The following is an 11,925-nucleotide window of genomic DNA, read 5'->3' as shown; positions in this document are numbered from 1 at the left end:
CAGCTCAGCCGCTCGATGACCATCGCCATGCCCTGGCCGCCGCCCACGCACATGGTCTCCAGGCCGAACTGCTTGTCGTGGAACTGCAGGCTGTTGATCAGCGTGCCGGTGATCCGGGCGCCGGTCATGCCGAAGGGGTGGCCGACGGCGATGGCGCCGCCGTTGACGTTGACCTTCTCCAGCGGCAGGCCGAGGTCGCGGTAGGAGGGGATCACCTGGGCGGCGAACGCCTCGTTGATCTCGGCCAGGTCGATGTCGTCGATGGTCAGCCCGGCCCGCTTCAGCGCCTGCTTGCTGGCCTCCACCGGGCCGTACCCCATGATCTCGGGGGAGAGGCCCGAGACGCCGGTCGAGACGATCCGGGCCAGCGGGGTCAGGCCCAGCTCGCGCGCCTTGGTGTCGGACATGATCACGAGCGCGGCGGCACCGTCGTTGAGCGGGCAGCAGTTGCCCGCGGTGACCAGGCCGTCCGGGCGGAACACCGGCTTCAGGCCCTGGACGCCCTCCATGGTGACGCCCGCGCGCGGGCCGTCGTCCTTGGCGACGACCGTGCCGTCGGGGGTGGTGACCGGGGTGATCTCGCGCTCCCAGAAGCCGTTCTTGAGGGCTTCCTCGGCGAGGTTCTGCGAGCGGACGCCGAACTCGTCCATGTCCTGGCGGGTGATGCCCTTGAGCCGGGCCAGGTTCTCCGCGGTCTGCCCCATCGCGATGTACGCGTCCGGGACCAGGCCGTCCTCGCGCGGGTCGTGCCAGTCGGCGCCCTCCTGCTCGGCGCGGGCCGCGGTGCGGGCCTCGGCCTCGGCGAACAGCGGGTTGTGCGTGTCCGGCCAGTTGTCGGAGTTGCCCTTCGAGAAGCGGGACACCATCTCGACACCGGCCGAGATGAAGACGTCGCCCTCGCCGGCCTTGATGGCGTGCAGCGCCATCCGGCTGGTCTGCAGGGAGGACGAGCAGTAGCGGGTGACCGTACAGCCCGGGAGGTGGTCCATGCCCATCTGCACGGCGATGATCCGGCCCAGGTTGTTGCCCTGCTCGCCGCCCGGCAGACCGCAGCCGAGCATCAGGTCGTCGATGTCCTTCGGGTCCAGCTCGGGCACCTTCGCCAGCGCCGTCCGGATGATCGTGGCGGTCAGGTCGTCCGCGCGCAGGTCCTTCAGCGAACCCTTGAAGGCCCGGCCGATGGGGGAACGGGCGGCAGAGACGATCACGGCTTCGGGCATCACGCGGCTCCATGAGGGCTGGAAGGCGGGTTCTGGCAGGTACTGACTTGGAAGTTACCTGTACGTAGGGGCTGGGTCACCGGGCAGCGCATGTGATGCCGACCTCTTTTCTAAGCGACCGCTCAGTCGATCAATTGGCCGGGAGATTGCGCGGCTCTCCGCACGGTTTCCCGTCCTTCTCTCCGTCCCTCTCTCCGTCCTTCTCCCCGGGCGTTCCGCGGTCCGTCCCCCCGTCCGTTCCCGCCGCCGTTCCTGCGGCTGGCGCACCGCTGCTCGTGTCCTGCGGGGCGTTCTCGGCGTTCTCGGTGGTCCCGGCGGCTTCCGCGTCCTCGTGCGTCTCCGGCTCGGGGTGGGGTTCCGTGGTCGCGGGCAGGCGCCGCCGCCTGCGCTGCTTGAGGAGCGCCCAGGGGGCCCGGGCCCCCGTGACCTCCGTACCGGCCTCCTTGGCCGCCTGGGAGGCCGCCTCGGCCACCGGCAGCATGTCCTCGCGCCGGGCCCCGTCCAGCCGCTCGGACTCCGGCCACAGCCCCAGCGCCGCGCAGAGCGTGGGCAGCACCGCCATCGCCGCCGTGGCGTAGCCCTCCGCCGACGGGTGGTAGTTGTCCGGCCCGAACAGCTCCCGGGGGTTCTCCTCGAACTCCGGCCCGAGCAGGTCGCCCAGCGACACCGTCCGCCCGCCCTGTTCCACCGAGCCGATCGTCTGGGCCGCCGCCAGCTGCCGGCTCACCCGCCGGGCCAGCCAGCGCAGCGGCTGGTAGACCGGCTCGATCGTGCCCAGGTCGGGGCAGGTGCCGACCACGACCTCCGCACCCGCGGTGCGCAGCCTGCGCACCGCGGTGGTCAGACAGCGCACCGACTGGGTGGCCGGGATCCGGTGCGTGACGTCGTTCGCGCCGATCATGATCACGCACACGTCGGGCGTGCGGGAGGTGTCGGCGAGCAGCAGCGAGACCTGCCGTTCGAGATCGTCCGACCGGGCACCCGGCTGGGCGACATTGCGCAGGTCCACCGGCCGTTCGGAGACCGCCGCGAGCCCCGACGCGAGCAGCGCGCCCGGTGTCTGTCCGGCCCGGCGCACCCCCTGTCCGGCCGCCGTCGAGTCCCCCAGCAACCCCAGTCGCAGCGGTTCCGCGGGCCCGGTGAACGCCACCCCGTACCGCCCGTCGGCGCTCGGCGGAACCGGTGCGATACCGCCTCCCACCTGCCGTTTCGCCAGCTGGACCTCCGCCAGCAGGACACCCACCGCCGCCGCACCGAGCAACCCGATGCTGCCGCCGCCGTAGGCCGCGCCCGCCGCGATCCGCCGTGCCACCCTCGCTCTCGACACAGTCCGGTCCACCTCCTCGTCGCCGTACCGCCGTACATACAGCTAACTGCCCCGCGGTGGCCGTCGCTCAATCGCTTCGCCCAATCCCGTCCCCGTACGCATACCCTTGCCGGACCATTACGGAGACCCCGGAGTACACGGTGCAATTCCACGATTCGATGATCAGTCTCGTAGGCAATACCCCGCTGGTGAGGCTGCGCAATGTAACGGCCGGCATCCAGGCGACGGTCCTGGCCAAGGTCGAGTACTTCAACCCCGGCGGTTCGGTCAAGGACCGCATCGCCCTGCGCATGATCGAGGCCGCCGAGCAGAGCGGCGAGCTGAAGCCGGGCGGCACGATCGTCGAGCCGACCAGCGGCAACACGGGCGTCGGTCTGGCGATCGTCGCCCAGCAGAAGGGGTACAAGTGCATCTTCGTCTGCCCGGACAAGGTGTCCACGGACAAGATCAATGTGCTGCGGGCCTACGGTGCCGAGGTCGTCGTCTGCCCGACGGCCGTTGACCCCGAGCACCCCGACTCCTACTACAACGTCTCCGACCGGCTGGTCCGGGAGACGCCGGGAGCCTGGAAGCCCGACCAGTACTCGAACCCCAACAACCCGCGCTCGCACTACGAGACCACCGGTCCCGAGCTGTGGGAGCAGACGGAGGGGAAGATCACCCACTTCGTCGCGGGCGTCGGCACGGGCGGCACGATCAGCGGCACCGGCCGTTACCTCAAGGAGGTCAGCGACGGTGCGGTGAAGGTGATCGGCGCGGACCCGGAGGGCTCGGTCTACTCCGGCGGCTCCGGGCGTCCGTACCTCGTCGAGGGCGTCGGCGAGGACTTCTGGCCGAGCGCCTACGACCGCACGGTCACGGACGAGATCGTCGCCGTGTCCGACAAGGACTCCTTCCAGATGACCCGCCGCCTCGCCAAGGAGGAGGGCCTGCTGGTCGGCGGTTCCTGCGGCATGGCGGTGGTCGGCGCGCTGGAGGTCGCCAAGCGGCTGGGCCCGGACGACGTGGTCGTCGTCCTGCTGCCGGACAGCGGACGCGGCTACCTGAGCAAGATCTTCAACGACGAGTGGATGGCGGACTACGGGTTCCTGGAGGACACCGGTCCGTCGGCCCGGGTCGGGGACGTGCTCGACCACAAGGAGGGCCCGATCCCGACGCTCGTCCACATGCACCCCGAGGAGACCGTCGGCGAGGCGATCGACGTCCTGCGCGAGTACGGCGTCTCGCAGATGCCGATCGTGAAGCCGGGGGCCGGCCACCCGGACGTGATGGCCGCCGAGGTCATCGGTTCCGTGGTGGAGCGGGAGCTGCTCAACGCGCTGTTCGCCCAGAGCGCCTCGCTCTCCGACCCGCTGGAGAAGCACATGTCGCCGCCGCTGCCGCAGGTCGGCTCCGGCGAACCGGTCGAGGACCTGATGGCGGCGCTCGGCGGCACGAACGCGGCGGACGCGGCGATCGTGCTGGTGGAGGGCAAGCCGAAGGGCGTCGTCAGCCGCCAGGACCTGCTGGCGTTCCTCGCCAAGAACGCGCCGACCGGCAAGGCGTGACGCGGGGCCGGGCCCCGCGGGGCAGCGGGCCCGGCTTCACGAAAGCGGGGCCCGGCTTCGCGAAAACGGTACGAGCGCGACACGTACGCGCAGCACCGGCTTAACACGGGTCCGGCAGATTGATGGGTGTCGGCGGGGGAGACCCGTCGGCACCCGATACGGCGACACCGGACTACGGAGCGGCTCCCGGACCTCCACCGTCGCCGGGACGCGTCGACCGGTTCTGACCCGGGCCGCGTCCCTCGCGGGGACCGCCGTCGTCCCGCCCCCTGGGAAACCGGGGGTGCGGCGGTCCCCGCGACACACGGGAATCGGGTACGGGGAGCGGGTTCAGTCCTCCCAGTCGGAGGCCGGGCGCCCGGAACGCCGGTGGAGAAACGGCCAACTGCGAGCGGCGTGCACCGCGTTGACCGCGACGATCCCGAGCCAGGCGACGACCAGGCCACTGGTGTGGGCCGTACCCGCGCCGATCGCCGACAGCGGCACGGCCAGGACCAGCGAGACGATCGCGAAGCCGTAGCGCTCGGCGAAGCCGCCCAGCGGATGCGGCGGGCGCGCACCCCTGGCGAGGCTCACCCGCTGTTCGGCGAGGTGGCGCCGGACGTGACGGTCGAGCGTGGTGTCGAGCCGGTGCTCGACCTTCTCCAGGAAGGATTCGACGAGCGCGGACTCGTACTCCGAACCCAGCTCGCTACGGGCACGCAGGGCGGCGTCGAGCTCGTTCCTGAGCTCGGAGTCTCCGGCTTTCATGCCCATGAGGCTAGGAGCTGCCGCCCTCGCGCACAGTGGGGCTGTCCCCCCTCTTTCCCGGGGGGAACGCCTCACGGGGGGAGTCGCCGGAAGTCCCGGAAAGTCGTCCGTAACATCCGCCGCCTCCGGTGCGTGTACCCGGTGAGAACGGCGTCCGGGCCCGGAGACGGTCCGGGTTCCGGTGACCCGGCTGCATATGGACATGCAGATGCCATGCTGGCTGAATGGATCTGTCGGCGCCGGATCATGGTGCGCCGGATCGACCGAGGGGACAGCATGAGCGGGAGCGGCCCGGCCGCACGGTTGCAGCAGCTCTTCGAGGGGCGCCGGCTCACGCCCACTCAGCGCCGGATCGCGCACTCGATGGTGCGCAGGGCCGGGGACGTGCCGTTCCTGTCGAGCGTGGAGCTGGCCGAACTCGCCGGGGTCAGCCAGCCGTCCGTCACCCGGTTCGCCGTGGCGCTCGGCTTCGACGGCTATCCGGCGCTCCGCAAGCACCTGCGGGAGGTCGCCCCCGCCGGATCCGCGCCGGGGGACGGGGACGACGCGTACAACGAGTACCAGCAGGCGGTGCTCGGCGAGATCGAGAACCTGCGGCAGCTGGCCGAACTGCTCGCCGACCCGGGGCCCGTCGAGCGCGCGGGCAGGCTGCTGGCGGCCTCGCGCCCGCTGCCGGTGCTCGGGCTGCGGGCCGCCTCCTCGCAGGCGCGCGGCTTCGGGTACTTCGCGGCCAAGGTCCACCCCGACGTCCGGGTCCTCGACGAGGGCGGCAGCATGCTGCCCGACCGGATCGACGCCGCCCGGCGCGCGGGCGCCACCGCGCTGATCTGCTTCGCGCTGCCCCGGTACCCGAAGGAGGTCGTGGACGCCCTCGCGTACGCGCGGGGACAGGGGCTGACCGTCGTGTCCGTCGCGGACTCGGCCTTCGCGCCCGTCGCCGGGCACAGCGACCTGCTGATCCCGGCCGCAGTCGGCACCGGGCTCGCCTTCGACACCGCGTGCGCGCCCATGCTGCTGGGCCGGGTGCTGCTGGAGGCGATGTGCGACGCCCTGCCCGACGCCCAGGCGCGGCTGGAGGAGTTCGACGCGCGGGCGGCGGCGCGGGGCCTGTTCGTCGAGTGAGGCCGCCGCCGGGTGCGTACCGGTGGCGGCCCCGGCCCCGGGTTCCGGGCGGGCGTCGGCGGTGCCCCGGGCGCCCGGCGCGTACCGGGCCCGGACAATGGGGCCATGTTGGAACTGCTGCCGGGGATCGGTGTGGAGCTGCCGGGCGGGGCCGGGACGCTCCGGTTCGGGGCGGGGCCCGAGGAGGCCCTGGCCCGGCTGGAGGCGGCCGCGCCCCGGACGTACCGGGGGCTGCAGTGCGGCTCGTTGACGCTCGCGGACTACTCCGAACCGCGCCACGCCCATGACGCCTGGTGCTTCGGCTACCTCCACCAGCCGGAGTGGAACGCCTACGTCGATCTCGACAGGCTCCGGCTGAGCCTGGACGGCGGGGGACCGGACGCGGCGGACCGGCTCGCGCGGATCAGGATCACGGCGGGACGGCCGGGCTCCGGCGCGCGGGGCCCGGGGGCGGTGTGGGACGGCGTCGACCTGTTCGGGCACCCCGCCGAGGAGGTGCTCGCGGTGCTCCCGGAACCGGTCCGGCCGCCGGAGGCCCGGGGGTGGGTGGCCGTGCCGCGGCTCTCGCTCTGCCTGGACGGGCAGAACGTCCCGGCCGGTGGGCCGTGGCGGGAACTGGTCCTGGCGGGGGACGGGAACGGAGGCTGGGAGAGCTGCTGCCGGGGACGGTTCGGCTGTGCCGCGGGCGGCGACGGCATGGTCGGGATCATGCTCTGACCACCCCGTACCGGGGCCTTTCGTCCCGTGTCGGGGCCGCTCGTTCCGTGCCGGACGGCCGCCGTTTCTCAGACACCGCTCATCTGCGGCAACTACCCTCCGGCCCCGACAGGACCGGCCGGAGGCCGGGGACGCCGTGGGAAGAGAGGTACGGACGTGGGGCGCGGAGCGCAGTCGTTGGCGAGGGTGGCCGTGATCGTACGGGCCGGGGCCGCGCCGCTGTGGTGGCCGGGGCTGCTGGCGGCGGCGATCGGCGCGCTGGTGCCGGGGCTCACCGGGCGCCGGATCGGGCTGCTGGCCGGGGCGGCGCTGTTCCTGATCACCGCCGCCGCGGTGGCACTGGTGCGCGGCCGGCGGTACACGGAGCTGGCCGCGGCCGCCACCCGCGCCGGGCGGTCCGACTTCCTCCAGGACCGGGCCGTGACCGTGCGCGAGTGGCGGCGCGGACACCGGTGGTGGCTGTTCGGGGCGTTCCTGGCCGCCGTCGCCAGCGCGTTCCTGCTGCCCGCGGCCGGCGGGCTGGTGCTGGCCGGGGCCGGGGCCGGGCTGTGGATCAAGGCCGTCCGGATCGGCCGGGCCGAGCACCGGGACGACGCCCTGTACTGGGTGCGGACCGACTGGACGGTGCGCGGCCGGCCCGCGGGCAAGCGGGTCAAGGGGTACCGGACCACCGGACCGATGGCGGGGGACGCCGGGTTCGGCGGGGCGCCGCGCCGGGGCTGAGCCGCGGAACGGGCCCGGCCCGCCCTGATCGGCCCCGCGTCCGGGCACACCGGCGCGGGGCTGTTGACTACGAGTATTCAGACCTTCAGGATGTGAATAGAAGACTTACAGTCGCGAGGAGGCGCCGCCATGTCAGGACCCCGCCCCGTACGGGCACCGCGCGGTACGGAACTGAGTGCCCTGGGATGGCAGCAGGAAGCCGCCCTGCGCATGCTGCAGAACAACCTGGACCCCGAGGTCGCCGAGCACCCCGACAAGCTCGTCGTCTACGGCGGCACCGGCAAGGCGGCCCGTGACTGGCGCTCCTTCGACGCGATGGTGCGCACGCTCAGGACCCTCAAGCAGGACGAGACCATGCTGGTCCAGTCCGGGCGTCCGGTCGGCGTCATGCAGACGCACGAGTGGGCGCCGCGGGTGCTGATCGCCAACTCCAACCTGGTGGGCGACTGGGCGAACTGGGAGGAGTTCCGCCGCCTGGAGGCGCTCGGGCTCACCATGTACGGCCAGATGACCGCCGGTTCGTGGATCTACATCGGCACCCAGGGCATCCTCCAGGGCACGTACGAGACCTTCGCCGCCGTCGCCGCGAAGAAGTTCGGCGGGACGCTGGCCGGCACGATCACCCTGACCGCCGGGCTCGGCGGCATGGGCGGCGCCCAGCCGCTCGCCGTGACCATGAACGACGGCGTCGCGATCTGTATCGACTGCGACCCGCGCGCCATCGAGCGCCGGATCGAGCACCGCTACCTGGACGTGCGCGCCGACTCCCTGGAGCACGCCCTCCAGCTGGCCACCGAGGCCCGGGACGCCCGCCGCCCGCTCTCCATCGGGCTGCTGGGCAACGCGGCGGAGCTGCTGCCGCGGATGCTTGCCGAGGGGGCGCCGATCGACATCGTCACCGACCAGACCAGCGCGCACGACCCGCTCTCGTACCTCCCGCTCGGCATCGACTTCGACGACATGGCCTCGTACGCCGCCGAGAAGCCCGCCGACTTCACGCAGCGCGCCCGGGAGTCGATGGCCAGGCACGTCGAGGCGATGGTCGGCTTCATGGACGCCGGGGCCGAGGTCTTCGACTACGGCAACTCGATCCGCGGCGAGGCGCAGCTCGCGGGCTACGACCGGGCCTTCGACTTCCCCGGCTTCGTGCCCGCCTACATCCGGCCGCTGTTCTGCGAGGGCAAGGGCCCGTTCCGCTGGGCGGCCCTGTCGGGCGAGGCGTCCGACATCCACAAGACCGACAAGGCGATGCTGGAGCTCTTCCCGGAGAACGAGTCGCTGCACCGCTGGATCAAGATGGCCGGCGAACGCGTCCACTTCCAGGGCCTGCCCGCCCGGATCTGCTGGCTCGGCTACGGCGAACGCGACCGGGCCGGCGAACGCTTCAACGACATGGTGGCGAGCGGCGAGCTGGCCGCCCCGCTGGCCATCGGCCGCGACCACCTGGACTGCGGCTCCGTGGCCTCCCCGTACCGGGAGACCGAGGCCATGCTCGACGGGTCCGACGCGATCGCCGACTGGCCGCTGCTGAACGCCATGGTCAACGTGGCGTCCGGGGCCTCCTGGGTCTCCATCCACCACGGCGGCGGCGTCGGCATGGGGCGGTCCATCCACGCCGGACAGGTGACCGTCGCCGACGGCACGAAGCTCGCGGGCGAGAAGATCCGCCGGGTGCTCACCAACGACCCGGGCATGGGCGTCATCCGGCACGTCGACGCCGGGTACGACATCGCGGACTCGGTCGCCGCCGACAAGGGCGTACGGGTGCCGATGAAGGAGGACGGCCAGTGAGCCTGCCGTCCGGCGGCGGCACGGGCACCGGGGCCGGCACGGGTGCCGGCCCCCGCTCCGGGGCGTCGTCGTTCCAGGAGATGTGGCGGGAACTGCTGCCGGTCGGCCGCGACCGGGACAGCGGCGGCTACCGCCGCTACGCCTGGACCGGGGCCGACGCCGACTGCCGTGCCTGGTTCCGCGCCCAGGCCGAGGCGCGCGGGCTCGCCTACGAGGTGGACCGCAACGGCAACCAGTGGGCCTGGCTCGGCGACCCGCTCGCCGGGGACGCCGTCGTCGCCGGATCGCACCTCGACTCCGTGCCCGACGGCGGCGCCTTCGACGGGCCGCTCGGAGTGGTCTCCTCCTTCGCCGCGCTCGACGAACTCCGCAACAGGGGAGTGGAGTTCGTCCGGCCGCTGGCGATCAGCAACTTCGGCGACGAGGAGGGCGCCCGGTTCGGCCTCGCCTGCGTGGGCTCCCGGCTCGCCGCCGGACAGCTGACCACGGAGGCGGCCCACCGGCTCCGCGACGGCGACGGTGTCACCCTGCCGCAGGCCATGGAGGCGGCCGGGTACGATCCCGACGCCATCGGCCCGGACCCCGAACGGCTCGCCCGCATCGGTGCGTTCGTCGAACTCCACGTCGAACAGGGCCGCGCCCTCGACCTCACCGGCGACCCGGTCGGCATCGCCTCCGCGATCTGGCCGCACGGACGCTGGCGGTTCGACTTCCGGGGCGAGGCCAACCACGCGGGCACCACCCGTCTGGCCGACCGGCGCGACCCCATGCTCACGTACGCCGAGACCGTGCTGGCCGCCCGCCGCGAGGCCGAACTCGCCGGAGCCGTCGCCACGTTCGGCAAGATCTCCGTCGAACCGAACGGCGTCAACGCGATCCCGTCCCTCGTCCGGGGCTGGCTCGACTCCCGCGCCGCCGACCAGGCCGCCCTCGACACGGTGGTCACCGGCATCGAGCGGGCCGCCAGGGAACACGCCGAGCGGGCCGGGATCGACCTCGACGTCGTACGGGAGTCCTTCACGCCCGTCGTCGAGTTCGAGCACGCCCTGCGCGACGAACTCGGCAGGATCCTCAAGGGCCGCGGCGGTCACGGCGACGGCCGGCCGGTCCCCGTCCTCGGCACCGGGGCCGGACACGACGCGGGTATTTTGTCCGCCTCGGTCCCCACCGCCATGCTGTTCGTGCGCAACCCCACCGGCGTCTCGCACTCCCCGGCCGAACACGCGGCCGAGGACGACTGCGCGGCCGGAGTGGTCGCACTCGCCGACGTACTGGAAGGTCTCGCGTGCAGCTGACAACGGAACCGGCGGGCCGGTCCGCCACCGTGACGTACTGGCTGTCCCACGCCTGGCTCGGCACCCACGTCGAGCCGGGCGTCGCCCTGGACGTCTCCGACGGGATCATCGCGGGCGTCCGCACCGGCGTCGCCACCCCGCCGCCGGGCGCCACCGTGCTGCGCGGACTCACCGTCCCCGGGCTCGCCAACACCCACTCGCACGCCTTCCACCGCGCCCTGCGCTCCACCGTCCAGGTCGGCTCCGGCACCTTCTGGACCTGGCGCGAGACCATGTACCGGGTCGCCTCCCGGCTCACTCCCGACTCGTACCACGACCTCGCCCGCGCCGTGTACGCCGAGATGGCCCTGGCAGGCATCACCGCGGTCGGCGAGTTCCACTACCTGCACCACGCGCCGGGCGGCACCCCGTACGACAACCCGAACGCCATGGGCGAGGCCCTGATCGCGGCGGCGGGCGAGGCCGGCATCCGGATCACCCTGCTGGACACCGCCTACCTCTCCGCCGGATTCGGCGAGCGTCCGGGCCGGTACCAGCCGCCGGACCGGTACCAGCTGCGGTTCTCCGACACCACCGCGGAGGCCTGGGCCGAACGCGCCTCGCTCCTCAAGGGCGGCGGCCACGCCCTGATCGGCGCCGCCGTCCACTCCGTGCGCGCCGTGCCCGCCGAGCAGCTCGCCACCGTGGCCGCCTGGGCCGAGGAACGGCGGGCGCCGCTCCACGTCCACCTCTCCGAGCAGACCGCCGAGAACGACGCCTGCCTCGCCGTCCACGGCCGCACGCCCACCCGGCTCCTCGCCGACCACGGCGTCCTCGGCCCGCGCACCACCGGCATCCACAACACCCACCTCACCGACGAGGACATCGCGCTGATCGGCTCCTCGGCGACCGGCACCTGCATGTGCCCCACCACGGAGCGCGACCTCGCCGACGGGATCGGCCCGGCCGTCGCCCTCCAGCGGGCGGGCTCGCCGCTCTCCCTCGGCAGCGACAGCCACGCCGTGATCGACCTCTTCGAGGAGGCGCGCGCGATGGAACTCGACGAGCGCCTGCGCACCCGGACCCGGGGCCACTGGACGGCGGCGGCCCTGCTGCGCGCCGCGACCGCCGACGGCCACGCCGCGCTCGGCCGGCCGGAGGCGGGCGTCATCGAACCCGGCGCCCCCGCCGACCTGGCGACCGTGGCCCTGGACTCCGTCAGAACGGCGGGGCCGGTGCCCCGGCTCGCCGCCGAGGCGGTCGTGTTCGCCGCCTCCGCGGCCGATGTGCGGCACACGGTCGTGGCGGGGCGGCACATCGTCCGCGACGGCCGGCACACGCTGGTCGAGGACGTCCCCGCGGCGCTCGCCTCGGCCGTCGCGGCCCTGCACCGCTGAGAGCCCGGCGGGCGGCCCCCGACCGGGCGGCCACCCGCCGGACCCCGACACCCGCCC

At 73.2% G+C, this 11,925-nt stretch carries 10 protein-coding genes; 7 read left to right on the top strand and 3 right to left on the bottom strand.

Going from position 1 to position 11,925, the window contains the following annotated elements; genetic code table 11:
* The coding region (locus ABZZ04_RS06345) for an acetyl-CoA C-acetyltransferase (protein WP_351832908.1) at nt 1–1,220 on the bottom strand (1,220 nt) is incomplete at its 3' end.
* Between the two features lie 130 nt (nt 1,221–1,350).
* Nucleotides 1,351–2,532, bottom strand: coding sequence for an SGNH/GDSL hydrolase family protein (locus tag ABZZ04_RS06340; RefSeq protein ID WP_356931268.1), 1,182 nt, complete (start codon nt 2,530–2,532; stop codon nt 1,351–1,353).
* A gap of 155 nt (nt 2,533–2,687) precedes the next feature.
* On the opposite strand from ABZZ04_RS06340, the gene ABZZ04_RS06335 reads away from it, so the two are divergent.
* Nucleotides 2,688–4,094: a cystathionine beta-synthase gene (locus tag ABZZ04_RS06335; protein WP_356931027.1), complete on the top strand. Its 1,407-nt coding sequence runs from the start codon at nt 2,688–2,690 to the stop codon at nt 4,092–4,094.
* A gap of 330 nt (nt 4,095–4,424) precedes the next feature.
* On the opposite strand, the gene ABZZ04_RS06330 is transcribed toward ABZZ04_RS06335, so the two are convergent.
* A complete protein-coding gene (locus tag ABZZ04_RS06330) occupies nt 4,425–4,844 on the bottom strand; it encodes a hypothetical protein (protein WP_356931026.1) in 420 nt (139 codons plus the stop codon).
* Between the two features lie 276 nt (nt 4,845–5,120).
* Here ABZZ04_RS06330 and ABZZ04_RS06325 point away from each other — a divergent pair, with 276 nt between their 5' ends.
* The 6 genes from ABZZ04_RS06325 to ABZZ04_RS06300 all read left to right on the top strand — a co-directional run bounded on the left by ABZZ04_RS06325 (nt 5,121) and on the right by ABZZ04_RS06300 (nt 11,868).
* Nucleotides 5,121–5,966: a MurR/RpiR family transcriptional regulator gene (locus ABZZ04_RS06325; RefSeq protein ID WP_356931267.1), complete on the top strand. Its 846-nt coding sequence runs from the start codon at nt 5,121–5,123 to the stop codon at nt 5,964–5,966.
* Between the two features lie 105 nt (nt 5,967–6,071).
* A complete protein-coding gene (locus ABZZ04_RS06320) occupies nt 6,072–6,683 on the top strand; it encodes a hypothetical protein (RefSeq protein WP_356931025.1) in 612 nt (203 codons plus the stop codon).
* 156 nt (nt 6,684–6,839) lie between these two features.
* A complete protein-coding gene (locus ABZZ04_RS06315; protein ID WP_356931024.1) occupies nt 6,840–7,406 on the top strand; it encodes a hypothetical protein in 567 nt (188 codons plus the stop codon).
* Nucleotides 7,407–7,535: 129 nt separating this feature from the next.
* Entirely contained in the window at nt 7,536–9,197 is a 1,662-nt protein-coding gene (gene hutU, locus ABZZ04_RS06310; protein WP_356931023.1) for a urocanate hydratase, read from the top strand.
* Nucleotides 9,198–9,277: 80 nt separating this feature from the next.
* A complete protein-coding gene (locus ABZZ04_RS06305) occupies nt 9,278–10,492 on the top strand; it encodes an allantoate amidohydrolase (RefSeq protein ID WP_356931266.1) in 1,215 nt (404 codons plus the stop codon).
* Nucleotides 10,483–11,868 carry a formimidoylglutamate deiminase gene (locus tag ABZZ04_RS06300; RefSeq protein ID WP_356931022.1) on the top strand — a complete coding sequence of 462 codons (1,386 nt, stop codon included), beginning with the start codon at nt 10,483–10,485 and terminating at the stop codon, nt 11,866–11,868. The genes ABZZ04_RS06305 and ABZZ04_RS06300 overlap by 10 nt, the downstream gene beginning before the upstream one ends.
* Nucleotides 11,869–11,925: the final 57 nt, after the last annotated feature.

Origin of the sequence: Streptomyces sp. NPDC006435, assembly GCF_040612315.1 — a bacterium.
Taxonomy (GTDB): Bacteria; Actinomycetota; Actinomycetes; order Streptomycetales; family Streptomycetaceae; genus Streptomyces.
The sequence above is the reverse complement of the archived record's forward strand: the minus strand, read 5'-3'. Positions and strand labels throughout refer to the sequence as shown.

Bases quoted from the DNA above. Each gene is read 5' to 3' on its own strand.
- ABZZ04_RS06325 (WP_356931267.1), top strand. From the start codon at position 5,121: ATGAGCGGGAGCGGCCCGGCCGCACGGTTGCAGCAGCTCTTCGAGGGG.
- ABZZ04_RS06330 (WP_356931026.1), bottom strand. From the start codon at position 4,844: ATGAAAGCCGGAGACTCCGAGCTCAGGAACGAGCTCGACGCCGCCCTG.
- hutU (WP_356931023.1), top strand. From the start codon at position 7,536: ATGTCAGGACCCCGCCCCGTACGGGCACCGCGCGGTACGGAACTGAGT.
- ABZZ04_RS06320 (WP_356931025.1), top strand. From the start codon at position 6,072: ATGTTGGAACTGCTGCCGGGGATCGGTGTGGAGCTGCCGGGCGGGGCC.
- ABZZ04_RS06305 (WP_356931266.1), top strand. From the start codon at position 9,278: ATGTGGCGGGAACTGCTGCCGGTCGGCCGCGACCGGGACAGCGGCGGC.